Origin of the sequence: Pseudomonas sp. JAI111, assembly GCF_024809425.1 — a bacterium.
Lineage (GTDB): Bacteria > Pseudomonadota > Gammaproteobacteria > Pseudomonadales > Pseudomonadaceae > Aquipseudomonas.
This window is the reverse complement of sequence record NZ_JANUCB010000001.1, coordinates 1,173,131-1,198,205: the sequence shown is the minus strand read 5'-3', so window position 1 is coordinate 1,198,205 and position 25,075 is coordinate 1,173,131. Positions and strand designations below refer to the sequence as shown.

Below are 25,075 nucleotides of genomic sequence, written 5' to 3'. Positions count from 1 at the left end.
ATCAGTTCTCCAGAACGTCGAGTACGCCCAAGGGCAGAGGCACGTCCATCAACTTGTCGAACAGCAGGTAAAGACCGATGGCCATCAGGCTGATGATCACTGCGCTCGGCAGCCAGCGGCCACCGTACAGGCGAGCCATGGGAACGCCGATCAGGATGCTGGCGACGATGAAACCAAGGGGTTCGAAGGTGCCAGCGAATACCAGCAACAGCACCACGCAGATGCCGATCTTGATCAGCGTTTCACGGTCCAGTTTCGGGTCGTCGTCGCTGTGGATGATCGGCGTTGGCCGAAACACCATGTAGAGCAAGCCGAGCCCCATCAGGCCCAGCATCAACAGCGGAAACGCGCGAGGGCCCACCGGTTCGTAGGAAAAAGCGGCCTGGTACGGCCATGCCATCAGCGCCAGGCCAACACAGGCCAATAACAGCACCGAAGCAAAAATGCGTTGTAAGAGCATGGTGAACTCCTGTGCCACGACCCCGCAGGAAGGGGGCCGCAGCCGCTAGACAGAGACGATCACTGAATCAGGCCGAACTCTTTGGCCAGCACTTTGTAGTCCGCGACCTGCTTCTTCACGTAGGTGTCCAGCTCCGGGCCGGTCATGGCGAACGGGAAGAGCTCGCGCTGATCGCGCAGCTTGGCAAAGTCTTCGGACGCCAGCAGCTTGTCGAAAGCGTTTTTCCACCAGGCGTAGTCTTCGTCGCTGACTTTTGGCCCGAGGTAGAAGCCGCGAACCACTGGCCAGACGATGTCATAGCCTTGTTCCTTGGCGGTCGGAATGTCTTTCATTTCCGGCTCGTCCAGGCGTTTTTCTGCGAACACGGCCAGCAAGCGCATGTCGCCGCTCTGGATGTGCGGCATGGAGTCGGAGATGTCGGTGCTGCCGACCTGGATGTGGCCACCGAGCAGGGCGGTAGCGATTTCGCCGCCGCCTTCGAGGGCGACGTAACGCAGGTCACGCGGGTTGATCCCGGCGGCCTTGGCGATCAGTGCGGTTTGCATCCAGTCCTGGCTGCCGACGGTGCCGCCGGAACCGATCACCACTTTGCTCGGATCTTTCTTCAGCGCCTGAACCAGATCGTCCAGGTTCTTGTAGGGCGAATCGCTTTTCACCGCGATGGCGCCATAGCTGGTGCCGACGGCGGCCAGCCAGCGCACGTTGGTTTCATCGAAACGACCGAACTTGCCCTGGGCCAGGTTCAGCAGCGAACCGCTGGACCACGCCACCAGCGTGCCGGCGTCTGCCGGGCGCTGTGCAACCACCGCGTTGTACGCCACCGCGCCGACACCGCCGGGCATGTAGGTCACGCGCATCGGTTTGGTCAGCAGCTTTTCGTTTACCAGCGCGCTTTGCGCCAGTTTGCAGGTCAGGTCGAAACCGCCACCTGGCGAGGCAGGGGCGATACATTCCGGGCGTTTTGGCTCGGCCATCAGTTGGCCGGCGAACAGCATGCAGCTGGCGGCGAGGGCGAAACGGCGCAGTGATCGATTCATTGTTGTCTCCACGGGAGTTTTTGTTTTTGGGGATGTTTCAGATGCGGCGGTTTCGCGTCGTGCAGCCGGCAACGGCGCTGGCAAGCGTCAACGATGGGAATCGAGAGGAAGGGTGGGGCGGGTAGGTCTCAAGCGCGATGCGCGGCATGGTGCAGTACCTCGGTTTATTGTTCTTATTGGCGAAAACGCTTCGAGGCGTTTTTCGGGAGCTACGTTTCAGGCACGTTTTCAAACTAGGATTGGACGGTCTGCAGTCGAAACCCTCCGTGGGCTGACTCTAACGGCCCAACCTTTCGCTAACCTTTCAGTGGACTTTCACCGTTTTGCGGCTTCACAGCAGCGGATGCGGCTGTAAACTCCGCGCCAAAGAATGGCGTCGACCATCCCTGAATGAGGTAAAGATCCATGCGTGTTCTGCTCGTCGAAGACCATCTGCAGCTCGCCGAAAGTGTCGCCCAGGCGCTCAAGAGCACCTGTCTGACCGTGGATGTGCTGCACGACGGCGTGGCGGCCGACCTGGCCTTGGGCAGCGAGGAATACGCCATGGCGATCCTTGATGTCGGCCTGCCGCGCATGGATGGTTTCGAGGTGCTGGCGCGCCTGCGGGCTAGGGGCAAGAACCTGCCAGTGTTGATGCTGACCGCTCGCAGCGACGTCAAGGATCGGGTGCACGGCTTGAACCTGGGCGCCGACGATTACCTGGCCAAACCGTTTGAGCTGACGGAGCTCGAAGCGCGGGTCAAAGCCTTGTTGCGACGCAGTGTGCTCGGTGGTGAGCGCCAGCAACGCTGTGGCGTGCTGGCGTATGACCTGGACACGCGACGCTTCACCCTCGGCGAAGAGTTGCTGACCCTGACCTCACGCGAGCAGGCCGTGCTCGAAGCATTGATCGCCCGGCCTGGTCGTGTGATGAGCAAAGAGCAACTGGCCTCTCAGGTGTTTGGTCTGGATGAAGAAGCCAGTCCCGATGCGATCGAAATCTACGTCCACCGTCTGCGCAAGAAACTCGACGGCCAGCCGGTCGCCATCGTGACGTTCCGCGGCCTTGGCTATTTGCTGGAAAGCCGCGATGCATAAGCCCAGCAGCCTGCGCTGGCGGTTGCTGTGGAACCTGGCGCTGTTGTTGGTGGTGTTAATGCTGGCCAGTGGTTTGAGCGCGTACTGGAATGGTCGCGAAGCCGCGGACACCGCCTATGACCGCACGTTGCTGGCCTCGGCGCGGACCATTGCCGCCGGCGTGTCCCAGCGCGACGGCAGCCTCAGTGCCGACGTGCCTTACGTGGCCCTCGATACCTTCGCTTACGACAGCGCCGGGCGGATTTTCTACCTGGTCAACGACATCAATCAGAAGCTGATTTCCGGCTACGAAAACCTGCCGCCACCGCCGCCGGGAACCCCGCGCACCGATGACTACCCCGCACTGGCGCGTTTCTACAACGCCAAGTACCAGGGGCAGAACGTGCGCGTGGTGAGTTTGCTCAAGCCGGTGAGCGAGCCGAACATGAATGGCATGGCCGAAATCCGTGTGGCAGAAACCGATGAAGCGAGGGTGGCGATGGCCCGCAGCCTGGCCGCTGACACGTTGCTGCGCCTGGGCATGTTGGCCATCGGTGCTTTGTTGATGGTGTGGTTTGCGGTCAGCGCGGCGTTGCGTCCACTGGAACGCTTGCGCACGGCAGTGGAAGAGCGCCAGCCGGACGACCTGCGGCCGTTGCCACTGGTGGAAGTGCAACACGAGTTATGGCCGCTGGTGCGGGCCCTCAATCACTTTACCGAGCGCCTGCGTGGGCAATTCGAGCGACAGGCGCAGTTCATCGCCGATGCCGCCCATGAATTGCGCACGCCGTTGGCCGCTCTGAAAGCGCGACTTGAGCTGGGTTTGCGTTCGAACGAACCCGATACCTGGCGCGATACCCTGGAAACTGCAGCCCAAGGCACTGACCGTCTGACGCATTTGGCCAATCAGTTGCTCTCGCTGGCACGGGTAGAAAACGGTGCTCGGGCGATCGCCGAGGGCGGCGCGCAATTGCTGGACCTGAGTCAGTTGGCTCGAGAGCTGGGCATGGCGATGGCACCCCTGGCTCATGCGCGCGGCGTGGCCCTGGCGCTGGAGGCGGACGAGCCGGTGTGGTTGCGCGGGGAGCCGACGTTGTTGAACGAACTGCTGAGCAATCTGGTGGACAATGCGCTGGCGCATACACCGCCGGGTGGCAATGTGATTCTGCGGGTGACGGCACCCGCGGTGCTGGAGGTCGAGGATGACGGACCAGGTATTCCCATTGATGAGCGGGATCGGGTATTCGAGCGCTTTTACCGGCGAAATCAGCAGGTCGCCGGTTCGGGGCTGGGGTTGGCGATTGTCGGTGAGATTTGTCGCGCACACCTGGCGCAGATCAGTCTGCACGATGGTGAGTCGACGGGGTTGAAGGTGCGGGTGAGTTTTATTGCGGGGGAGTGATGGCGCCTGTTATGGCCCCATCGCGAGCAGGCTCCCACACTGGATTGATTAACACCGAAGATACCCTGTGGGAGCGAGCCTGCTCGCGATTGAAGCGCCGCAGTCCCGCCTAGTAAAACATCGACCGCGACTCTTCCAGACTTCGGCATACAGCCTCGTTCTGCGGATCGATCCCCAATTTCTTGAAAGCTGGCACGCTGAACGCATCGATGTGAGCGATGGGGTGGTCTGTGTCTTTATGGCAATACAGGCTCGCAACCTGGACCAGATCGACATAATCGATCCGTTCGGACTCGCGTTTGAAGTCCAGATACAAACCCGGCAACTGCACCAACATTTCCGGAAACTCCCAGACCCTGAGTAGTTTGTCGCCGATGAGCGGATGAATCTGGTCAATCACATGGTTGAGGCTGACCGAGTCCGACAGCAGTTCATAATGGTCTTCGGCGTAGGTCAGGATCGGCAGTACGCCGATCTGATGCACCAGCCCGCCGAGGGCCGCCTGATCAGGTTTGAGTTGTGTGTATCGGCGGCACAGCGCATAGCTGACACCAGCGATTTCCAGGCTTTTGCGCCAGACATCGCGCATTTTCTGCTCTACGACTTCGGATCGGGCATGGAAAATCTGCTCCATCACCAGGCCGATCGCCAGATTGCTGCTGTAGTTAACGCCCAGACGCGTGATTGCCGTGTGCAGGTCAGTCACTTCTTGAGTCGCGCGCAGCAGTGGGCTATTGACCACTTTGATCAGGCGCGCAGACAGCGCCGTATCGCGACCGATCACTTTGCTCAGGGTACTGACACTGACTTCCGGGTCTTCGGCGGCCTTGCGAATCTGCAGGGCCACTTCCGGTAAAGTTGGCAGAACCAGGTCATCATTATCGATGGCCTCAACCAAATCCTGTTGGACCTTATCCGCCAGCTCGCTCATCTATTTTCTCTAGGGTGTTGCAACAAGTGCTGCAGTTAGCGCTGGATTTCGCGATCGCGATCCAGTTGATAAGGCAGGTCAAGCAGGTGCAGGGCAGGCCCTTCGAGCGCGCCCAGATGAATATCGCCACCTTCAGCTGCTTCGGCTTGCAGCACCGCCAGAAGTTCAATGTTTTGCTCGGCGGTGGCGGCCAACACCACTTCGCCGATGGAACTACCGTGGGTCGGTGAAAATAGTGGCGTGCCAGGCTCGGGCAATTCGCTGGCATCCAGTGTCAGACGATACAAGCGACGCTTGAGTTTGCCCAGGTACTGCATGCGCGCAACGATTTCCTGACCGGTGTAGCAGCCTTTCTTGAAGCTGACGCCACCGACGGCCTGCAGGTTGAGCATCTGCGGGATGAACAGCTCACGAGTACTCGGCATGACCTGGCCGATCCCTGCGCGGATCTGGCCCAGCAGCCATTGATTCAGATTGCCTTCGGCCAGCTGTGCGGACAACTTGCCCTTGATCGCATCGGCTTGATCGGCGGCAACCCACAACTCGGCGCGTTCCGGCGAGACACGAATGGCGATCAGACCGTCGTTGCGCACGACGCTGTCGGTGTCGGCCGGCAGCTCAAGTCCCAGGCTGATCAACGCGGCGTCTGCATTCTCAAGGCCGAAGCGGACCCAGGCGGCGCTTTCATCCGTCAACTTGGACTTGGAGAACACGGCGTATTTTTTCAGGTCCGCAAGCTGCGGCTCCAGCAGTTCGGTGGCCATGGCCATCAGCACGCCATCGCCTTCGAGCAGGATGCGGAAACTGGACTGCATGCGCCCTTTTTGCGTGCAGCGAGCGCCAAGACTGGCTTGGGTATCGCTGAGGTAATTGAGGTTGCAGGTCAATTGGCCTTGCAGGAATTTGCTCGCATCCGCGCCGCGGACGGCAAGAACGCCTTCATGAGACAGGGTGCAGAAAAAAGCAGAATCGGCCATGGGTCATCGCAGGGTAAAGAGTCTGGGGGACATCATAAGGGGGCGCTCTTGAAATGGGTAGTTCACAAAGGCTTGAACATGCCCGACCAAAGCCGGCTGTTCGAGCGTGCCCGGGGCTGTATACTTGCCGCCTATTTGAGGAGCGCTCCATGGTCGAAGATGTTGAACTGAATCGCCTCTACTGGCATAGCCGCCGCGGCATGCTCGAGCTTGACGTGTTGCTGGTGCCGTTCGTGAAAGAGGTCTACCCGCACCTCAATGATGTCGACCGCGATTGCTACCGCAAGCTGCTCGAATGCGAAGATCAGGACATGTTCGGCTGGTTCATGGAACGCGCCGAGTCCGAAGATCCGGAGCTTCAGCGCATGGTTCGCATGATCCTGGATCGTGTCCAGCCCAAGTAACGCGTTCGAATGCCGCTGGCATGCCTCACGGCAATTGCTGGCGGCTTATGTCTTGGCCCAGCTGTTCGCGCTGGGTTCGCTGTTTCTTCTTTCGATACCCGTCTGGGCCAGTTTGCCTGCCTTTGCGCTGTGCCTGGCGCATGGCGTTTGGCTGCTGCCGCGACAGATCCTGCTGACACATCCACAGGCGTTTCGCGGTTTGCGTCGCGATGCCGATGGCTGGCAATTGTGGAATCAAGTGGCGGGTTGGCAGTCAGTGCAGCTGCGACCGGACAGCCTGGCATTGCCATTGATGGTGGTCCTGCGATTTCGTCTGCGAGGCGAGCGTCACGTCAGATCACTCTGCGTCCCCCACGATTCGCAGGCGGCGGATGTCCATCGCCGCCTGCGGGTTCGACTCAAGTTCAGTCGACGTAGGTGGGCGGCACCAGAATAGTGTCCAGGGCGACGGGCAGCATGTTCGGGTAGTCGAGGGTGTAATGCAGGCCGCGGCTTTCCTTGCGCTCCATCGCTGACTGGATCATGAGCTCGGCGACCTGGGCCAGGTTGCGTAACTCGATCAAATCGCGACTGACCTTGTAGTTGCTGTAGAACTCGTCAATCTCGTCCAGCAACAATCGCACCCGGTGTTGCGCGCGTTGCAAGCGCTTATTGGTGCGCACGATGCCGACGTAGTCCCACATGAACCGTCGCAATTCGTCCCAGTTGTGCGCAATGATCACGTCTTCATCGGAGTCGGTCACCTGGCTCGCATCCCAGACGGGAAGGGCGGCAGGCGCCGAAACCTGCGGCAGTTGTTCAAGGATGTCCGCCGCCGCCGAGCGGGCGTAAACGAAGCACTCCAGCAGCGAATTGCTGGCCATGCGGTTGGCGCCGTGAAGACCGGTGAAACTGGTTTCGCCAATGGCATACAGGCCGGGCACGTCGGTGCGACCGTTCTGATCGACCATCACGCCGCCGCAGGTATAGTGCGCCGCCGGAACCACCGGGATCGGTTGCTTGGTGATGTCGATGGAAAACTCAAGGCAGCGTTCATACACCGTCGGGAAGTGCGACTTGATGAATGCTTCGGGCTTGTGGCTGATGTCCAGGTAGACGCAGTCGACCCCCAGGCGCTTCATTTCATGGTCGATGGCGCGGGCGACGATGTCCCGTGGCGCCAGTTCGGCGCGCGGGTCGAAGCGCTGCATGAACCGTTCGCCATTAGGCAGCTTCAGGTGAGCACCTTCACCGCGCAGGGCTTCGGTGATCAGGAAGCTCTTGGCTTGCGGGTGATAAAGACAGGTCGGATGGAACTGGTTGAATTCCAGGTTTGCCACCCGGCACCCCGAACGCCAGGCCATTGCGATGCCATCACCGCAGGCGCCGTCAGGGTTGCTGGTATAGAGGTAGACCTTGGCCGCGCCGCCGGATGCGAGGATCACGAAACGGGCACCATAGGTGTCGACCTCACCGGAACCGCGATTCAGCACATAAGCGCCCAGGCAACGATCGCCTTCAAGGCCAAGGCGTTTTTCGGTGATCAGGTCAATGGCGACCCGCTGTTCCAGCAACTCGATATTCGGCCTCAGTCTGGCCTGGGCGAGCAAGGTTCTGAATATCGCCGCGCCCGTGGCGTCGGCGGCATGAATGATGCGCCGATGACTGTGACCGCCTTCGCGAGTCAGGTGAAATTCGAATCCACCGTCTTCGGTGCCGGATTGTTCATCGCGGGTAAAGGGCACGCCTTGGTCGATCAGCCACTGAATCGCCTCTTTACTGTGCTCGACGGTAAAGCGCACGGCGTCTTCGTGGCAGAGGCCACCGCCGGCATTGAGGGTGTCGTCGACGTGGGATTCGACAGTGTCGGTGTCATCCAGAACGGCGGCGACACCGCCCTGGGCCCAAAACGTGGAACCGTTGGCAAGGTCGCCCTTGCTCAGTACGGCGATACCCAAATGACCGGGTAAAGTCAGCGCAAGGCTCAAACCGGCAGCGCCGCTGCCAATGACCAGAACATCATGTTGAAACTGTTGGCTCATTTCAGGATTCCGCTCAAAGCGACCCGGGTCGGGGTTGGCGCAAGACTCCTGGAACGGCGAGTCGAGGCAGCCACACAGCCCACTAGTATATAGAGGGGGGGAGCGGCACAATACCCGAGCGCATATGGCATTGTGAAACTACTGTGACGGAAAATATCTGACGCTTCGTCGGATGGTTTTTTCGCCGGGTTGGCGACAACGCGACTGTATCAGCGATTTAACATTCTTTTTCTATTCACGGTTGCACAATGTCGCATTCGCCCGGCTATAAATATTTGGAACTTTTGCGGAAGGCTCAAGATCAATAGACGGTGCCTGAAAAGAAGGACAGTGTCGGCTTCAGGATGGGACGTGCGTTTGGTCCTTCCTGGCGGATCCGATGACAAGATTATTCGCGCAGCCGGGTCATGCCGAGCTGCGCTTTTCGTGCGTGCCAAATCAGAGCCCGCAGGAAACTTGCTTGGAGGGGGAGAACTTTTGCGAAAAGCCCGAGTCTATGTTTGCAAGCCTGGTCGTTTAGTTATGCAAGCCTCCTCCGAGCTTATCGAGGAGTGTTCATGCTAACCCAGGAAGAGGATCAGCAGCTCGTCGAGCGCGTTCAACGCGGCGACAAGCGAGCTTTCGATCTGCTAGTGCTGAAATATCAGCACAAAATTCTCGGGTTGATCGTGCGTTTCGTGCACGACACCCATGAAGCCCAAGATGTGGCACAGGAAGCCTTTATCAAGGCGTACCGCGCACTTGGAAATTTTCGCGGAGACAGCGCGTTTTATACGTGGCTTTACCGCATCGCCATCAACACGGCGAAGAACTATCTGGTTTCACGCGGCCGTCGGCCGCCGGATAGCGATGTCAGTTCCGAAGATGCAGAGTTCTACGATGGCGATCATGGCCTCAAGGATCTCGAGTCGCCAGAGCGTGCATTGCTGCGGGATGAGATCGAAGGCACCGTCCATCGAACCATCCAGCAACTGCCAGAAGATTTACGTACGGCGTTAACTTTACGTGAATTCGATGGTCTGAGTTACGAGGACATTGCAGCCGTCATGCAATGTCCGGTGGGTACCGTGCGCTCCCGGATTTTCCGCGCTCGGGAGGCCATCGATAAAGCCCTGCAGCCGTTGTTGCAGGAAAACTGAGACAGCGGCGATAGCCAAGAGAGGAACGCCATGAGTCGTGAAGCCCTGCAGGAATCGCTGTCCGCAGTGATGGATAACGAAGCGGACGAACTGGAATTGCGTCGGGTGTTGAATGCCTTTGACGATGTCGAAACCCGTGAAACCTGGGCTCGTTATCAAATCGCTCGGGCAGTAATGCACAAGGATTTGCTGCTTCCACGCTTGGACATCGCTGCGGCAGTTTCTGCTGCGTTGGCTGACGAAGCCGTACCGGCAAAAGCATCTCGCAGTCCATGGCGCAGCCTGGGTCGACTGGCCGTTGCCGCTTCGGTAACCGTTGCCGTACTGGCTGGTGTTCGTCTGTATAACCAGGACGAGATCGCTGGTGTTGAGCTGGCACAGCGTTCCAGTCAACAAAGCCTGGTTGCTCCTCAAGTTAAAGGCCCAGCCGTATTAGCAGGCTACAATGAGAGTTCGGATGCCACTGGCCCTATGGCCAACGGCGTATTGCAAGGTCAGCCAGGCTGGCACGATCAGCGTCTGCCAGGCTACTTGCGCCAACATGCTCAACAGGCTGCACTGAAAGGTACTGAAAGCGCTCTGCCTTACGCTCGTGCAGCGAGCCTGGAAAACCGTTAAGGAGGATCATGCGCGCCATACCTCTACTTTCGCTTCTGCTCGGTGGCTGGTTTGTTGTTCCAGCCTATGCTGATGAAGCCCAGGACTGGTTGACACGCCTGGGCCAAGCCGAGCAACAGCAAAGCTTTCACGGCACTTTTGTTTACGAGCGTAACGGTAGTTTTTCTACCCATAACATCTGGCACCGCGTCCAGGATGGCAAGGTCCGAGAGCGTTTACTCCAGCTCGACGGCTCAGCGCAGGAAGTCGTGCGCATTGATGGTCATACTCAATGTGTCAGCGGCACCCTGATCGCAGGGCTTGGGGATTCCCCCAGCTCCGCTGCTCGTTCACTCGATCCACAAAAGCTGAAGAATTGGTACGACCTTGCCGTGATCGGCAAGTCGCGCGTGGCTGGGCGGGCGGCAGTGATCGTTTCACTGGTACCCCGTGATCAGCACCGATACGGTTTTGAACTGCATCTGGATAAAGAAACCGGCCTGCCCCTCAAGTCATTGCTGCTTAATGAGAAAGGGCAACTGCTGGAGCGGTTCCAGTTCACGCAACTGGACACCGATGTACCGCAGGAAAGTGAATTGCAGCCGGGCCCCGACTGTAAAGCTATCGCCCTCGATAGTGACAAGGCGTCTGCCGCCAAGGTTGCGCAAGTCTGGCATTCGGACTGGCTACCGCCAGGTTTCGAGTTGACCAGCAGCAATGCCCGCAAGGATCCTGAGACCAAAACCCAGGTCAACAGTCTGATGTATGACGATGGTCTGGCGCGTTTTTCGGTGTTTCTTGAGCCGTTGAACGGTGCGACTGTCACCGACACTCGCACACAGCTAGGACCAACCGTTGCTGTTTCTCGACGCTTGACGACTCCTCAAGGCGAAATAATGGTGACTGTGGTCGGCGAGATTCCAATAGGTACTGCTGAACGGATTGCGCTGTCCATGCGCACCGATGCCACTGCAACCAAGTAGTGAGCTGATGCCGAAATGTTTGGTGAGCATTTCAATTTGCAAAAAAACCTGAATTTTTCTATAGGTCAGAGCCTCACGGCTCTGGCCTTGTTTTGTTGTTCCCGGAACAAAAATACCGGCGTATCTTTCCCGGTGTTCCTTGCTCCATATCGCTTAACCATGCTCGTCGTAACGGGAGCCGTATGTCGATACCACGCTTGAAGTCTTATCTCTCCATTTTTGCCACCGTGCTGGTGCTCGGTCAGGCGGTCGCTGCTCAAGCAGTCGAATTGCCTGACTTCACGCAACTGGTCGAGCAGGCTTCGCCTGCGGTGGTAAACATCAGTACCACGCAAAAACTGCCAGATCGTAAAGTTTCTGGCCAGATGCCTGATCTTGAAGGCTTGCCGCCCGCGCTGCGTGAGTTCTTCGAACGGGGCATGCCGCAGCCGCGCTCGCCTCGTGGTGATCGCCGTGAAGCGCAGTCCCTGGGTTCGGGTTTCATCATCTCGCCTGATGGTTACATCCTGACCAACAACCATGTGATCGCAGATGCTGACGAAATCCTGGTTCGTCTTGCCGATCGCAGTGAGTTGAAAGCCAAGCTCATCGGCACAGATCCACGTTCCGACGTGGCATTACTGAAGATCGAAGGCAAAAACCTGCCGGTACTGAAACTCGGCAAATCCCAAGACCTGAAAGCCGGCCAGTGGGTTGTTGCCATCGGCTCGCCGTTCGGCTTCGATCACACGGTGACCCAAGGCATCGTCAGTGCCATCGGTCGCAGCCTGCCGAACGAGAACTATGTACCGTTCATCCAGACCGACGTGCCGATCAATCCGGGTAACTCCGGTGGCCCGCTGTTCAACCTGGCCGGTGAAGTGGTCGGGATCAACTCACAGATCTACACCCGCTCCGGTGGGTTCATGGGCGTGTCGTTCGCGATTCCCATCGACGTCGCGATGGACGTTTCCAACCAGCTGAAAGCCGGTGGCAAAGTCAGCCGCGGCTGGCTGGGCGTGGTGATTCAGGAAGTGAGCAAGGATCTGGCCGAGTCTTTCGGTCTTGAAAAACCGGCCGGTGCGCTGGTGGCTCAGATCCAGGACGACGGTCCGGCAGCCAAAGGTGGTCTGCAGGTGGGCGACGTGATCTTGAGCATGAACGGTCAGCCGATCATCATGTCTGCCGATCTGCCGCATCTGGTCGGTGCACTGAAAGAAGGCGCCAAGGCCAATCTCGAAGTGATCCGTGAAGGCAAACGCAAAAATGTCGAGCTGACTGTGGGGGCGATTCCTGATGAGGGTTCGGAGCTGAATTCACCGCTTAAATCCGGTGCTGAAGCCAGCAGCAATCGTCTGGGTGTTGCCGTCGGCGATTTGACCGCTGAGCAGAAGAAGACCTATGACCTCAAGGGTGGGGTGGTTATCAAGGAGGTTCAAGAAGGTCCAGCTGAACTGATCGGCTTGCAACCTGGCGATATCATTACTCACCTGAACAACCAGGCCATCAGCGACAGCAAGCAGTTCACTGAAATTGCCAAGGCGCTGCCGAAGAACCGCTCGGTTTCAATGCGTGTTCTGCGTCAAGGTCGTGCCAGCTTCATCACCTTCAAACTGGCTGAATAAACCAGTAGATGGCTGAATAAGAAACCGCCTCGAAAGAGGCGGTTTTTTTGTGCGCGGAATTCAGGTTCCTTGTGAGCGTCAGCCCATCATGTCCTTGATCATGCGCTCCTGCTCCATCAGCTCGCGTTGGCGCGCATCGATGCGCGAAGACAACGGGAAGTTGGTACCCGCCTTGCGTTTGGCGAAGTCCAGTTGCTGGATGGCCTGACGGTAATCCCCAACCAGAGCAAAGTACTCTGCACGTGCCTGATGCAGGCCAATGATATTGCCCGACAGACCGCGAGTTTCGGCCACCTGATACCAGACATCTGGATCGTCGGGACGCGACTTGAGCAGGCCTTCTAGGGCCTTTTCAGCGTCGGCGGTGCGGTTCTGTTTCAGCAACAGATCTACACGCACCTGGTTCAACGGATAGTTGCCGGGATACTGGGTGAGCATCCGGTCGACCCGCGTCTGCGCATCGGGCAGGCGGTTGTTGGTGATGTCCAGATCGACCTGTGCCAGGTTGTAGATGATCTCGTTCGGCGACTTGGCCAGTAGCAGCTTGAGGTTTTCCCGAGCTTCATTGAGCTGGCCGCCTTTGATCTGGGCAATCGCCAAACCATATCGGGCGACGTCGCTGCTCGGGTTCTCATCGAGTTGCGCGCGGAAACGTTTGGCGCCCAGTCCCGGGGTTTCTTCATAGATCAGTTGGACGCGCGCACGAATCAGCTGATAGCGCATCGTATCTTCGATACCGCCCGGTTTAGCTTGTTCGGCCCGGTTGCGGGTGTCGGCGATACGCGATTCGGTTACCGGGTGAGTCAGCAGAAATTCAGGTGGTTTGGCATCGAAGCGGTATTGGCGCATCAACCGCTCGAACATCGTCGGCATCGACCGTGGGTCGTAACCGGCCTTTTCCAGATTGAGGATACCGATGCGGTCGGCTTCCTGTTCGTTCTGGCGCGAGAAACGTCGCTGTTCCTGAATGGCTGCTGCCTGAGTACCGGCAATCGCCGCGATCCCCGCGTCACCAGCGCCTGCCGCTGCAATCACGATACCAGCCAGCAGGGCTGCCATCATCGGTACTTGCATGCGCTGTTGCGCTTCAACGCCACGGGCAAAATGGCGTTGCGACAAGTGAGCCAATTCGTGGGCCAGTACCGACGCATATTCGCCCTCGGTCTGCGCGTTGAGGAATAGTCCGCCGTTGACCCCGACGATCCCGCCCGGCGCCGCAAAGGCGTTGAGTTGCGGGCTGTTGATCAGGATGAACTCCAGGCGCCGGTCATTGACCTGGCTGGTCTCCACCAGGCGGTAAACGCTGGATTCGACGTAATCCTTGAGCTGCGGATCGTTGAGCTGTTTAACCTGGCTGCGCAGCAGCGCCAGCCATGCGCGGCCCAGTTGGTATTCCTGTTGCGGCGAGACGATGGCAGAACTGGCGTCGCCGAGTGACGGCAAGTCGTCAGCGAAGCCCGGTGAGGCGAGCAGGCAAGCGAGCGTCAGCAGGGTAGGGCGCAAAAAAGTCATGCACAAAGCCTTAGTCGACAAAGAGCTTACTGTAGCCGGACACTTGGCTTGGGACCAGATATTCTAGGCAACTCCCCCACCTGACCCGGAGTGACGCAATGACCGATGCTGTAGCCCATGACGCCGAACTGGACGCCAGTGGCCTCAATTGCCCTTTGCCCTTGCTCAAGGCCAAGCTGGAACTCAATCAGCTGGCCAGTGGCGCTGTGCTGAAGGTCACCGCGACAGATGCCGGCTCCCAACGCGACTTTCGCACCTTTGCCCGATTGGCCGGTCATACGCTGCTTCGCGAAGAAGATGAGGCGGGTGTTTACCGCTATTGGTTGAAAAAAGCCTGAATCTGCTGCGTTCATTTCTAAGGATTATTGATGTTCAAGGTGTTACGCGACTGGATTCAGCGCTACTTTTCCGACGAAGAAGCCGTGGTGTTGGCGGTTCTGCTGTTTCTGGCATTTACCGCCGTACTTACGCTGGGTGGCATGCTCGCGCCAGTGCTGGCCGGGATGGTGCTTGCGTATCTGATGCAAGGCCTGGTCCTCACGCTCGAGCGTTTGCGCGTTCCGGGCGCTGTCGCGGTAGGGCTGGTCTTTGCATTGTTCATGGGCGTTTTGCTGGTCTTCATCGTTGTCGTGGTGCCGTTGCTTTGGCATCAACTGATCACGCTGTTCAATGAACTGCCCGGCATGCTTGCCAAGTGGCAATCGCTACTGTTGCTGCTGCCTGAGCGCTATCCGCATCTGGTGTCCGATGAGCAGGTGTTGCAGGCCATCGAATTGGCGCGGGGCGAGATCGGCAAGTTTGGCCAGTGGGCGCTGACCTTCTCGCTGTCGAGTCTGCCGCTGCTGGTGAACATCATGATCTACCTGGTCCTGGTGCCGATCCTGGTATTCTTCTTCCTCAAGGACCGGGAGATGATCGGCCAGTGGGTGCTTGGTTACCTGCCGCGTGAGCGTACGCTGATCACAAGGGTTGCCCATGAGATGAACCGGCAAATCGCCAACTACATTCGCGGCAAGGTCATCGAGATTGTCATTTGCGGTGGCGTGACTTACATCGGTTTCGTCGTTATGGGGCTCAACTACGCGGCGCTGTTGGCGTTGCTGGTGGGCGTGTCGGTGGTGGTGCCGTATGTCGGGGCGGTAGTGGTGACGGTTCCGGTGATGCTGATTGCGTTGTTCCAGTGGGGCTGGAGTGACCAGTTCATCTATTTGATGGCGGTCTACGGAATCATTCAGACCCTGGACGGCAACGTGCTGGTGCCGCTGCTGTTCTCGGAGGCGGTCAACCTGCACCCGGTGGCGATCATCTGCGCAGTGTTGTTGTTTGGCGGGTTGTGGGGTTTCTGGGGGGTATTCTTTGCGATTCCCCTGGCGACGCTGTTCAAGGCTGTGCTCGACGCGTGGCCACGCAAGGAGCCGATAGTGGCGCCCCTGCTCTAACGCTCAGCCCTGATTCTTCAGTGAGGCTGAGCGTCTCTTTGCGGGCTTGCCCGCGAAGGCGTAATAACAGGCAACAGATGAATCAGGCCTTGTTCAGTGCCTGAGCTGCAGCCAAAACCGCATCCACATGCCCTGGGACCTTCACGCCACGCCATTCCTGGCGCAGCACGCCATTCTTGTCGATCAGGAAGGTGCTGCGATCCACACCCATGTATTCCTTGCCATACAGCTTCTTCAGCTTGATCACATCGAACAACTGGCACAGCGCTTCTTCCTTGTCGCTGATCAGCTCGAAGGTAAACGCCTGTTTGGCCTTGAAGTTTTCGTGGGATTTGAGGCTGTCACGGGACACACCGAATACTTCGGTGTTGGCCGCTTTAAAGGCTTCAAGTTGATCGCGAAAGCCTTGACCCTGAGTCGTGCAGCCTGGCGTGCTGTCCTTCGGATAAAAGTAGATCACCACTTGCTTGCCCTTGAGGCTCGCGAGGCTGATGGTCTGCCCGCTGGTGGCGGGTGCTTCGAAGTCGGCAACCGGTTGGTCGATGGCAACGGCCATGAAAGCTTCCTTACATTGGGTTTTGTGGGCGCCACGGTTCGATCAGGGCGTCGAGGTTCAGCGCGTCGGCGAAATCCAGGAACTGATCACGTAGCCAGCTGATTTGCACGCCGGCAGGCAAGGTCACGGTAAACGTGGCATTGAGCATGGTGCCGCCGGTTTGCGGCGCCTGGTACGTGTCGCACGTCAGGTTTTCCAGTTCAACGTTGTGGTCCATGAAGAACTGGCACAGCTCGTTGATGATGTCCGAGCGATAGGCCGAGCTGACATAAGCGACGTACGGCAAGGCCTGTGGACGGTTCTCCAGGGCTGCGCTGCGCACCACGTTAACGGTGAAGGCGTGCTTCTTGGCAAGGCTCGACAGACTGCCTTCCAGGCGCGCCAGGGCGTCCCAGCTGCCGGAGATCTCAAGGACCAACGCGCTGCACTCGCCATGACGGGTCAGGCGAGAGGTGACCACGGCGCAGCGATTTTCATGGCTGGCGCGGCACAGGACGTTAGTCAGCTCCATGGGGTTGGCGCCGAGGGCACTGATGACAAGGAATTGTTCGCGAACTGTGGGGGTGGACATGCAGCATTCCTAAAGCGATGAGCGGTCGATACCTTAATGGGCTTTTTTACCGGGGACGAGCCTGCGGATGCGAATTCAGAAAACCCGAGCCGGAAGGTTGCAACCTGCTCCAGAGTGGCAGGAACGAGGGGTGGCAACGCTGGATCGGGGCTTGTGATGCCGAAAATGAAGGCTGGAACCCGGCGTACGAGCTTATCAGTACCGATCAAAGTCTGAAGGGTAGCGAAAAGCAGCGCCAAGGGGAATGGCAGCAGCGCAGTACTTCGCTTGTACAAGCATCTTGGCGCCAGTACCATTACGGCTCTCTTTTTCCGGCAGGAGCGGTTGCATGATTGCGGGCAGTATGGTGGCACTGGTCACACCCATGGATGCACAAGGTCGTCTCGACTGGGACAGCCTGAGCAAACTGGTGGACTTTCACCTGCAAAACGGCACCCACGCCATCGTGGCGGTCGGCACCACAGGTGAATCGGCCACCCTTGACGTGAACGAACACATCGAAGTGATTCGTTACGTGGTGAAGCAGGTTGCAGGGCGCATTCCGGTGATCGCCGGTACCGGCGCCAACTCGACTCGCGAAGCCATCGAGCTGACCACTAATGCGAAGACCGCCGGCGCCGACGCTTGCCTGCTGGTCACTCCGTATTACAACAAGCCGACCCAGGAAGGCTTGTACCAGCACTTCAAGGCCATCGCCGAAGCCGTCGACATTCCGCAGATCCTGTACAACGTGCCGGGCCGCACGGCGTGCGACATGCTGGCTGAAACCGTGATCCGCCTGTCTACCGTGAAAAACATCATCGGCATCAAGGAAGCCACCGGCGACCTGAGCCGTGCCAAAGCCATCATCGATGGCGTCAGCAAGGACTTCCTGGTTTTGTCTGGTGACGACGCCACCGCAGTCGAACTGATCCTGCTCGGCGGCAAAGGCAACATCTCGGTCACCGCCAACGTTGCCCCGCGCGACATGGCCGACCTGTGCAACGCTGCCCTGAAAGGCGACGCCGTTACTGCCCGCGCGATTCACGAAAAGCTGATGCCGCTCAATAAAACCCTGTTTATCGAATCCAACCCTATCCCCGTGAAATGGGCTCTGCATGAAATGGGCTTGATGCCGGACGGTATCCGTCTGCCGCTCACCTGGCTCAGCCCTGCCTGTCACGAACCGCTGCGGCAGGCCATGCGCCAGTCCGGCGTACTGGTTTAATTGAGGAAGCACTACGCATGAAGCGATTGGCCGGACTTTCCGCACTTGCCTTGATTATCTCCAGCACCAGTGGCTGTGGATGGGTCTGGGGCCCGGAAGGTTATTTCCGTGACCGTGGTAGCGATTACCTGGAAGCGCAACAGACTGCACCCATGCAATTGCCGCCGGACGTCAGCACCGCCAAACGTCTGGACCCGCTGCTGCCTATTCCGCGTAACGTCGCTGATGACACCGTCAAGGGCGAATACGTCGTGCCGCGTCCGCAGCCGTTGTCGGCAGGGGCCGACGCTACCGGGTATTCCCTGCAAAAGACCGGTGATTCGCGCTGGATCGTTGCCCAGAATCCACCCGCTGAAGTCTGGCCAGTGGCCGTGCAATTCTTCCAGGACAACGGTTTCCGTCTGGACGAACAGCGCCCGCAAACCGGTGAATTCACCACCACCTGGCAACATTCCGACGAACTGTCCGCAGCGATGGCCAAGCGCCTGAGCGCAGCCGGCGTCGCACCCGACAGCGAAACCCGCATTCGGGTGCGTATCGAGCCGGGCGTGCAACGCAACACCAGTGAAGTCTATGTGGTCAGCGCCGAGCGTCCTGCCGGCAGCACCGCCGATGTGGCTTTCACCAACCGTTCGGTCAACACTGGCCTGGACGCAGCGTTGGTCGACGACATGCTCGCGAGCATGAGCCGCACTTCTGAGAAGGGCGGTTCGGTTTCGATGCTGGCTTCGCGTGATTTCGATACGCCAAGCCGGGTCAGCCTGAGCGAAGACGGCAGTGGCAACCCTGTTCTGAACGTCGGCACCGACCTGGACCGTGCCTGGTCAAGCGTCGGTCGTGCGCTGGAACAAGGCGAATGGCGCGTTGAAGACATCAACCGCAGCCTGGGCCTGTACTACATCAACCTTTCCGAAAAAGCCGAGAAGAAAGACGAGAAGCCTGGCTTCTTGAGCGGCCTGTTCGGCAGTGCGCCGAGCAAGGAAGAAGTTGAAGCCCGTGCCGAGCGTTATCAGGTTCGTCTGAGCAAAGTGGGCGAGAACGTACAGGTCACCGTCGAGAAAAACATCAACACCGTGGCGCCGGCAGAAGTGGCGCGCAAAGTGTTGAGCGTGATTCAGGACAACCTGGGCTGATCACATGCGTTTTGCCGTTCTCGGCAGCGGTAGCCAAGGGAACGGCACGCTGATAGCCAGCGCTGACACGTATGTACTGGTCGATTGTGGTTTCTCCCTGCGGGAAACTGAAAAACGCCTGCTGCGACTGGGTGTGAACCCGGCTCAGCTGAGCGCGATACTCGTGACCCACGAACATGCCGACCACGTGCATGGCGTGGGTTTGCTGTCTCGGCGCTACAATCTGCCTGTCTACCTCAGTCGCGGTACCCTGCGCGGGATGCGCAAACCGATCGAACCGGCTGGCCTTTTGGCTGGCGGCGAGCAACTGCAGATCGGAGCACTGAGTATTGGGGTCATTGCCGTGGCCCACGACGCTCAGGAGCCGACGCAGTACGTCTTCAGTGACGGTGAGCGGCGCTTCGGCCTGCTGACTGACTTGGGCTCGTATTGCGACAAGGTGCTGGACGGCTATCGGGACCTCGATGCGTTGATGATCGAGTCCAACCATTGCCGTGACATGCTCGCTCGTGGTCACTACCCGTACTTTTTGAAGCAACGGGTGGGCGGTGAACTGGGACATTTGAACAACCATCAGGCGGCATTCCTGGTGGCCGAGTTGGGCTGGCAAGGCCTGCAACACCTGGTCCTGGCCCATCTGAGCAGCAAGAACAACCTGCCGCAGCTGGCCCGGCAATGTTTTGTCGACACCCTCGGGTGCGACCCGGACTGGCTGCAATTGGCCGATCAAGATTCAGGGCTCGACTGGCGACACATCGCCTAGCCCACCTACTTAGCAAGCGGAGCCCATCATGGAAAAACGTGAAGAACTCTACCGCGGCAAAGCCAAATCGGTTTTCAAGACCGACGACGCTGACCGCTTGATCCTGCTGTTTCGCAACGACACCTCGGCGTTCGACGGCAAGCGCATCGAGCAGCTCGACCGCAAAGGCATGGTGAACAACAAGTTCAACGCCTTCATCATGCAGAAACTCGAAGCGGCCGGCGTACCGACCCAGTTCGATAAACTGCTGGGCGACAACGAATGCCTGGTGAAAAAACTCGACATGATCCCGGTCGAGTGCGTCGTGCGTAACTATGCCGCTGGCAGCCTGGTCAAGCGCCTGGGCGTCGAAGAAGGCATGAAGCTCAACCCTTACACCTTCGAACTGTTTCTGAAGGACGACGCCAAGGGCGACCCGTTCATCAACGAATCTCACGTCGTGGCCTTCGGTTGGGGCACCGCCGAGCAGCTGGTTCGCATGAAAGAACTGTCGCTCAAGGTCAACGAAGTCCTGAGCAAACTGTTCGACGACGCCGGCCTGCTTCTGGTCGACTTCAAACTGGAATTCGGCGTGTTCTCCGACGGCTCCATCGTCCTGGGCGACGAATTCAGCCCGGACGGCTGCCGTCTGTGGGACAAGGCCACCGGCAAGAAAATGGACAAGGACCGCTTCCGTCAGGGCCTCGGTGACGTCATCGAAGCCTACGAAGAAGTCGCCAATCGTCTGGGCGTACCGCTTTAATCGACGCAAGCATCTGATAGCACGGAAAAATTTCGCTTAGGGGGTTCGCTTCCGGCAAAAGTGTTGTTATGATGCGCGCCGTTGGAGAGATGCCAGAGTGGCCGAATGGGACGGATTCGAAATCCGTTGTACCTTCACCGGTACCTAGGGTTCGAATCCCTATCTCTCCGCCATACATAGAAAAAGCCCCGTAACTGAAAAGTTACGGGGCTTTTTCGTTTCTGGCGATTTGGTTATTCATCTCGACGGGCGGTCAGGGAAGAGCAGGCGGATCCCCCTCATTAGCTATCATGCATAAAGAGCTAATTCACCGGATGGCGGGGCAGACCATGAACAGATGGCGACGGCTTTGGTTGATTATCAAGCTGATGGCAGCCGTTGCGGCCTTTGTCGCCGTCGCTATTCAGGCTTTTCTCTACATGCTGGATAGCCCCGACGCGGCGCAAATTCATCCTTTGAGCATTGTGGTTGCCGGGCTGATCTTTGGCTTCATCACCTTTGGAATTCTTTCACTGATTGAAATCGGGTTCTTGGGGCTTGTAGGCTTTTTCCTCCCCAGCACTCCTCCAACTCCAGCAACACCTGAGAGCGATGAAGGGCTTTCGCCGCAAGGCCCTCTGGCTCTGCAATCTGACGACCCGGCTCATCAGAAAAATCTGTGAAGCCGACGATTTTCAGCCTCAGAAAAAAGCGTTGTGGACGGATCCTACAAAGAGAATTCCGGGCTTACGCAACGGTGCGAATCTTCTTACTTCGTACGCAGATACGTCCGAGATTGATCGAGCGTATATTCGATTTGTAGCGAAGGCCCGGATATTGACATCGCGGTCACGCAAAAAACCGAACGTGGCACACCATCTGATGGTTGTTCGTTTAATCGAAGATTTATTCCCTCAAGGAAGAGGTGGCGATGTACAACGGCGGTGAAGAAGAGTTTCAGAATGGCGATCAGCCCGGGGATGTCGCGAGGTTAGCCAATGCCTAGGGATATTCATCTGGATACGGGGCGCTTAGCCAATATATTCAAGGCGCGAATAAAAAATACCGGGTGCCCATTCTGTGAGCACGATGAGTGGGAATTGCCACTCCAGGCCGGTGCAACCGGTGTCGGATTGCCTTGGGCGCGAGGTCAGGAGTATTTACGTTTCGGCACGCCAGCGGTGATGCTTAACTGCAAGCATTGTGGGTTTGTACGTCTGCACTCGCTCAATGCGCTGGCAAATATCATCGTTCAGGACGAGTGCAAAACCAGTGTGCTGGAGGTCAGCGATGAGTGAGCCTTTTGTGCTGGTAAATCTTGATGAGCATTACCCTGACCGTTTCCCAGGCAGCAAAAAGAACGGCAGTGACGATAATGGAAGAAGACCACCAGGTCCTCCAGGAGAAAACCCGATGGAACCGCGTGTATCCCAACTTGAGACACATATCGAATACGTGCGGCGGGACCTCGGCGACCTTCGCGTGGAGTTTCGTGAGCATCGTAAAGAATCTCGAACGGATTTTTGTGAGCACCGCAAAGAAGCTCGTACGGATTTTCGTGAGCACCGCAGAGAGGCCCGTACGGATTTCCGTTTACTGTTCAGCGCGTTGATCACTACGGCGCTGGGCTTGGCAGCCATGATGGGAAAAGGGTTTGGGTGGTTGTAAACGAACGCGAAAAGAAGACCGGCGAAACGCCGGTTTTTTTTTCGCAATTTTTTCAGGCCGCTGAGTCTTTTAGCTTTAAAGGTCGACTGAGCCTCAGAACGAAGGTGGGGTGATCACCCAAATGACCACTGCGTCCACCTCCCCGGGATTCCCATACCGATGCGGCTCCTGGCTGGAAAAGCTGAAACTGTCGCCTTCACTCAGCTGAAAATGCCGCTCTCCTACCCACAACTCAAAACTCCCGGACAGCAAATACCCAGCCTCTTCACCTTCATGGCTATAGCTCTGCTGACTGTAAGTCCCCGGCGGAAACCTCGAGTGCAGCATCTCCAGCTGCCGATTTGGCTGTGGTGTCAGCAGCTGATCCACAATCCCGTCTTCGTAATGCACGCTCATTCGCGTGTTCTTGCGCACCACTACCCCATTGTCCTCAGGCGCGGTATTGCCTTCACTGGCGAAGAACCACTGAATGGTCACGCCCAAACTACGAGCGATGTTGAACAGCGCCGGAATAGAGGGATAAGCCAGATTCCGTTCCAGCTGACTGATATAGCCCGCCGTCAGCTCACTCATCTGCGCCAGTTCCGCCAGGGTCATGCCCCGACGTTTACGCAACCCACGAATCCGTGTGCCGAGAAAATGCGGTTCTGCCGCCGCGTTGTCCTGTGTGGGCGCGCTGCTGGCAGGCGGCATCTTGCTGCTGTTGCTCATGGCGTGCTCCAAACCGGGGTCTGTAAAAGCCCCGGAGTATAAAACAGCCTCAAAGCTCCCAGGCGACTTTCAAACCTTCGTAGATGGCTTCTTCGGCGGTGCGTGGGGCGAGACAGTCGCCGATGCGCCGGAACTCCACCAGGCCTTGCAGCTCGGCGCCCAGCGTATCGACCGGTTGATGGCCTTGGCAGAGCACGAGTGTGTCGATGTTTTCGAAGAGCATCGGCTCGCCGCTGGCGGTGTGCTGCAGGTAGACGGTGTTGTTGTCGCAGCCATACAGGCGCGCGTAAGGCGTGATCGGAATGCCAAGTTTGTGCAGTTCGCCAGCCAGGTGATCACGCACATACAGCGGCAGGTTTTCCCCGCAATGGGTACCGTTGACGGCCAGTTGTACCTGGTGCCCGGCGCGGACCAGACGTTCAGCGATGCCGGGGCCGATCCAGTCGCAACGCCAGTCGACCACCATCACGGACCGGCCGATCTGCACTTCATCGCGCAGTACCTGCCAGGCGTCCACTACCTGCAACTCTCCGCCGCGCTCGAATGCTGGCCAATACGGTTCGGCACCGGTGGCGACGATCACCATGTCCGGTCGTTCGCGTTCGACCAGCGCCCGGTCCACGCGGGTGTTGCGCACGATGCGCACGCCAGCCAGTTCCATTTCCCGTTGCAGGTTGGTGCTGGCACCACCGAATTCAGCACGTCGGGGTAACAATTGCGCGAGTAATACCTGGCCACCGAGTTGTGAGTTCGCTTCGTATAGCGTCACGTCATGTCCGCGCTGAGCAGCGACGGCGGCAGCTTTCATCCCCGCCGGGCCGCCGCCAGCGACCATGATGCGTTTGCGTTGCTTCGTCAGTTGCCGCTGGCCAAAGATCAGTTCGCGCCCGGTTTCCGGATGCTGGATGCAGGAGATCGGCAGGCCTTTGTGAAAGTGGCCGATGCACGCCTGATTGCAGGCAATACAAGCGCGCACATCTTCGACGTGGCCGGTGTCGGTTTTGTTGGGCATTTGCGGGTCGCAGATCAGGGCGCGGGTCATGCCGCATACATCGGCCTGACCGCGCGCCAGAATCAGTTCGGCTTCCTGCGGTTGGTTGATGCGCCCGGTAACGAACAGCGGTATCGACAGACTGGCCTTGAAAGTGCCGGCTTCCTTGGCCAGATACGCCGCTTCGATCGCCATCGGCGGCACGATGTGTACGGCGCCACCCAATGAAGCCGAGGTCCCGGCGACGATGTGCACGTAATCAAGCATCGTTTGCAGCGATTGCACGGCAGCCAGGGATTCGTCTTCGGTCAGGCCTTCAGGGTCGCGTTCATCAGCGGAAATACGCAGGCCGATGATGAACTGGTCATCAGTGTTGGCGCGCACCGCCGCGATCACTTCACGCAGGAAACGCAGGCGCTGGTCCAACTCGCCGTTGTAGCCATCGGTGCGACGGTTGACCCGCGGGTTGATGAATTGCGCCGGCAGGTAACCGTGACTGGCGACCACTTCCACGCCGTCGATTCCGGCTTGATACAAGCGTCGGGCCGCTGCGCCGTAACCGGCGATGATCTCATCGATCATCGCTTGATCGAGCGCACGCGGCATCACTCGAAAGCGTTCATTGGGTACCGCCGAAGGCGAGTAAGCGACGGCCAGCAGACCATCGCTGGACTCCATGATCTCCCGCCCCGGATGGAAGATTTGCGACAGCACCACCGTGCCATGCGCGTGGCAACTCTCGGCGATTTTGCGATAGCCCTCGATGCAGGCATCGTCAGTGGCCATCAGCACATGCGAGGTGTACCGCGCGCTGTCATGCACACCGGCCACTTGCAGCACGATCAGCCCGACGCCGCCTTCGGCCCGCGCAGTGTGGTAGGCGATCAGTTGCTCATTGACCAGATTGTCAGTGGGCATCGAGGTGTCGTGTCCGCTGGACATGATGCGGTTTTTCAGCCGTTTGCCACGCAGCTGCAAGGGTTCGAACAGGTGCGTAAAAGCGGGGGACGAGGTCGGCATGGTGCGGGTACTCCAGGCGGGCTGAAGCCGAAAGGCCGGGTTTTCGGCGTTGTTATTATTTACCTATAGAAATTTACCTGTAGTAAAAAATCAACTTGTTTTTTTACTGAGGCTCGCAGTAGATTCATTTGGCGCCCGCACCTGGGGCGAACCTCACAACAATAAAAAGGGT

27 protein-coding genes and 1 tRNA gene are annotated in these 25,075 nt (G+C 58.4%); 18 read left to right on the top strand and 10 right to left on the bottom strand.

Annotated features, from left to right (window positions below):
* Position 1: 1 nt before the first annotated feature.
* The gene (locus tag HNR03_RS05650) at positions 2-460 is read right to left on the bottom strand and encodes a tripartite tricarboxylate transporter TctB family protein (RefSeq protein ID WP_010462287.1); all 459 of its coding nucleotides are present in this window, start codon (positions 458-460) and stop codon (positions 2-4) included.
* A gap of 59 nt (positions 461-519) precedes the next feature.
* On the bottom strand, positions 520-1,497 hold the full coding sequence (locus HNR03_RS05645; RefSeq protein WP_208671691.1) for a tripartite tricarboxylate transporter substrate binding protein: 978 nt from the start codon (positions 1,495-1,497) through the stop codon (positions 520-522).
* A gap of 405 nt (positions 1,498-1,902) precedes the next feature.
* On the opposite strand from HNR03_RS05645, the gene HNR03_RS05640 reads away from it, so the two are divergent.
* Entirely contained in the window at positions 1,903-2,574 is a 672-nt protein-coding gene (locus tag HNR03_RS05640) for a response regulator (RefSeq protein WP_259151494.1), read from the top strand.
* Positions 2,567-3,955 carry a sensor histidine kinase gene (locus tag HNR03_RS05635; RefSeq protein WP_259151493.1) on the top strand — a complete coding sequence of 463 codons (1,389 nt, stop codon included), beginning with the start codon at positions 2,567-2,569 and terminating at the stop codon, positions 3,953-3,955. The genes HNR03_RS05640 and HNR03_RS05635 overlap by 8 nt, the downstream gene beginning before the upstream one ends.
* A gap of 109 nt (positions 3,956-4,064) precedes the next feature.
* On the opposite strand, the gene HNR03_RS05630 is transcribed toward HNR03_RS05635, so the two are convergent.
* Positions 4,065-4,886, bottom strand: a complete 822-nt coding sequence (locus HNR03_RS05630; protein WP_259151490.1) for an HDOD domain-containing protein — start codon at positions 4,884-4,886, stop codon at positions 4,065-4,067.
* 35 nt (positions 4,887-4,921) lie between these two features.
* Positions 4,922-5,863 carry a folate-binding protein YgfZ gene (locus tag HNR03_RS05625; RefSeq protein ID WP_259151488.1) on the bottom strand — a complete coding sequence of 314 codons (942 nt, stop codon included), beginning with the start codon at positions 5,861-5,863 and terminating at the stop codon, positions 4,922-4,924.
* A 149-nt stretch (positions 5,864-6,012) separates the two neighbouring features.
* Between HNR03_RS05625 and HNR03_RS05620 the strand changes: the two genes are divergently transcribed.
* Both HNR03_RS05620 and HNR03_RS05615 read left to right on the top strand, forming a co-directional pair.
* Positions 6,013-6,267, top strand: a complete 255-nt coding sequence (locus HNR03_RS05620) for a succinate dehydrogenase assembly factor 2 (RefSeq protein ID WP_007944081.1) — start codon at positions 6,013-6,015, stop codon at positions 6,265-6,267.
* The gene (locus HNR03_RS05615) at positions 6,251-6,703 is read left to right on the top strand and encodes a protein YgfX (protein ID WP_259151484.1); all 453 of its coding nucleotides are present in this window, start codon (positions 6,251-6,253) and stop codon (positions 6,701-6,703) included. Before HNR03_RS05620 ends, HNR03_RS05615 begins: the two co-directional genes overlap by 17 nt.
* Here HNR03_RS05615 and nadB read toward each other — a convergent pair.
* Complete coding sequence (gene nadB, locus HNR03_RS05610) at positions 6,672-8,288, bottom strand: L-aspartate oxidase (RefSeq protein ID WP_259151482.1); 1,617 nt, start codon at positions 8,286-8,288, stop codon at positions 6,672-6,674. The two genes, HNR03_RS05615 and nadB, sit on opposite strands and share 32 nt — an antisense overlap.
* Positions 8,289-8,845: 557 nt before the next feature.
* On the opposite strand from nadB, the gene rpoE reads away from it, so the two are divergent.
* The 4 genes from rpoE (at position 8,846) to HNR03_RS05590 (ending at position 12,611) form a co-directional block, all read left to right on the top strand.
* On the top strand, positions 8,846-9,427 hold the full coding sequence (gene rpoE, locus HNR03_RS05605; RefSeq protein WP_007944079.1) for an RNA polymerase sigma factor RpoE: 582 nt from the start codon (positions 8,846-8,848) through the stop codon (positions 9,425-9,427).
* A gap of 30 nt (positions 9,428-9,457) precedes the next feature.
* Entirely contained in the window at positions 9,458-10,045 is a 588-nt protein-coding gene (locus HNR03_RS05600) for an RseA family anti-sigma factor (protein WP_222590146.1), read from the top strand.
* A gap of 8 nt (positions 10,046-10,053) precedes the next feature.
* Complete coding sequence (locus HNR03_RS05595; RefSeq protein ID WP_222590147.1) at positions 10,054-11,007, top strand: MucB/RseB C-terminal domain-containing protein; 954 nt, start codon at positions 10,054-10,056, stop codon at positions 11,005-11,007.
* 182 nt (positions 11,008-11,189) lie between these two features.
* A complete protein-coding gene (locus tag HNR03_RS05590; protein ID WP_259151473.1) occupies positions 11,190-12,611 on the top strand; it encodes a DegQ family serine endoprotease in 1,422 nt (473 codons plus the stop codon).
* Between the two features lie 78 nt (positions 12,612-12,689).
* On the opposite strand, the gene HNR03_RS05585 is transcribed toward HNR03_RS05590, so the two are convergent.
* Positions 12,690-14,123 (bottom strand): M48 family metalloprotease, encoded by a 1,434-nt coding sequence (locus HNR03_RS05585; RefSeq protein WP_222590149.1) that lies wholly within the window; start codon positions 14,121-14,123, stop codon positions 12,690-12,692.
* A gap of 98 nt (positions 14,124-14,221) precedes the next feature.
* On the opposite strand from HNR03_RS05585, the gene HNR03_RS05580 reads away from it, so the two are divergent.
* Together HNR03_RS05580 and HNR03_RS05575 are read left to right on the top strand one after the other, a co-directional pair.
* The gene (locus HNR03_RS05580; RefSeq protein WP_222590150.1) at positions 14,222-14,461 is read left to right on the top strand and encodes a sulfurtransferase TusA family protein; all 240 of its coding nucleotides are present in this window, start codon (positions 14,222-14,224) and stop codon (positions 14,459-14,461) included.
* Positions 14,462-14,491: 30 nt separating this feature from the next.
* The gene (locus HNR03_RS05575; RefSeq protein ID WP_259151471.1) at positions 14,492-15,562 is read left to right on the top strand and encodes an AI-2E family transporter; all 1,071 of its coding nucleotides are present in this window, start codon (positions 14,492-14,494) and stop codon (positions 15,560-15,562) included.
* An 82-nt stretch (positions 15,563-15,644) separates the two neighbouring features.
* On the opposite strand, the gene HNR03_RS05570 is transcribed toward HNR03_RS05575, so the two are convergent.
* Entirely contained in the window at positions 15,645-16,118 is a 474-nt protein-coding gene (locus HNR03_RS05570) for a peroxiredoxin (protein WP_222590152.1), read from the bottom strand.
* A 10-nt stretch (positions 16,119-16,128) separates the two neighbouring features.
* Positions 16,129-16,689 (bottom strand): glycine cleavage system protein R, encoded by a 561-nt coding sequence (locus HNR03_RS05565; RefSeq protein ID WP_019692529.1) that lies wholly within the window; start codon positions 16,687-16,689, stop codon positions 16,129-16,131.
* Positions 16,690-17,017: 328 nt separating this feature from the next.
* Here HNR03_RS05565 and dapA point away from each other — a divergent pair, with 328 nt between their 5' ends.
* The 8 genes from dapA (at position 17,018) to HNR03_RS05525 (ending at position 22,181) form a co-directional block, all read left to right on the top strand.
* Positions 17,018-17,896: a 4-hydroxy-tetrahydrodipicolinate synthase gene (gene dapA, locus HNR03_RS05560; protein WP_259151467.1), complete on the top strand. Its 879-nt coding sequence runs from the start codon at positions 17,018-17,020 to the stop codon at positions 17,894-17,896.
* 17 nt (positions 17,897-17,913) lie between these two features.
* On the top strand, positions 17,914-19,029 hold the full coding sequence (bamC, locus tag HNR03_RS05555) for an outer membrane protein assembly factor BamC (RefSeq protein ID WP_259151465.1): 1,116 nt from the start codon (positions 17,914-17,916) through the stop codon (positions 19,027-19,029).
* Between the two features lie 4 nt (positions 19,030-19,033).
* On the top strand, positions 19,034-19,792 hold the full coding sequence (locus tag HNR03_RS05550; RefSeq protein WP_222590155.1) for an MBL fold metallo-hydrolase: 759 nt from the start codon (positions 19,034-19,036) through the stop codon (positions 19,790-19,792).
* A 28-nt stretch (positions 19,793-19,820) separates the two neighbouring features.
* On the top strand, positions 19,821-20,534 hold the full coding sequence (gene purC, locus HNR03_RS05545; protein ID WP_008034929.1) for a phosphoribosylaminoimidazolesuccinocarboxamide synthase: 714 nt from the start codon (positions 19,821-19,823) through the stop codon (positions 20,532-20,534).
* A gap of 83 nt (positions 20,535-20,617) precedes the next feature.
* Positions 20,618-20,707 (top strand) — tRNA-Ser (locus HNR03_RS05540).
* 117 nt (positions 20,708-20,824) lie between these two features.
* Positions 20,825-21,196: a hypothetical protein gene (locus HNR03_RS05535; RefSeq protein ID WP_259151463.1), complete on the top strand. Its 372-nt coding sequence runs from the start codon at positions 20,825-20,827 to the stop codon at positions 21,194-21,196.
* Between the two features lie 315 nt (positions 21,197-21,511).
* Positions 21,512-21,811 (top strand): hypothetical protein, encoded by a 300-nt coding sequence (locus HNR03_RS05530; RefSeq protein WP_222590160.1) that lies wholly within the window; start codon positions 21,512-21,514, stop codon positions 21,809-21,811.
* On the top strand, positions 21,804-22,181 hold the full coding sequence (locus HNR03_RS05525) for a hypothetical protein (RefSeq protein ID WP_222590161.1): 378 nt from the start codon (positions 21,804-21,806) through the stop codon (positions 22,179-22,181). The genes HNR03_RS05530 and HNR03_RS05525 overlap by 8 nt, the downstream gene beginning before the upstream one ends.
* A gap of 93 nt (positions 22,182-22,274) precedes the next feature.
* On the opposite strand, the gene HNR03_RS05520 is transcribed toward HNR03_RS05525, so the two are convergent.
* Together HNR03_RS05520 and HNR03_RS05515 are read right to left on the bottom strand one after the other, a co-directional pair.
* Positions 22,275-22,874 carry a cupin domain-containing protein gene (locus tag HNR03_RS05520; RefSeq protein WP_259152086.1) on the bottom strand — a complete coding sequence of 200 codons (600 nt, stop codon included), beginning with the start codon at positions 22,872-22,874 and terminating at the stop codon, positions 22,275-22,277.
* 67 nt (positions 22,875-22,941) lie between these two features.
* Positions 22,942-24,903: an FAD-dependent oxidoreductase gene (locus tag HNR03_RS05515; RefSeq protein WP_259151462.1), complete on the bottom strand. Its 1,962-nt coding sequence runs from the start codon at positions 24,901-24,903 to the stop codon at positions 22,942-22,944.
* Between the last annotated feature and the right edge of the window lie 172 nt (positions 24,904-25,075).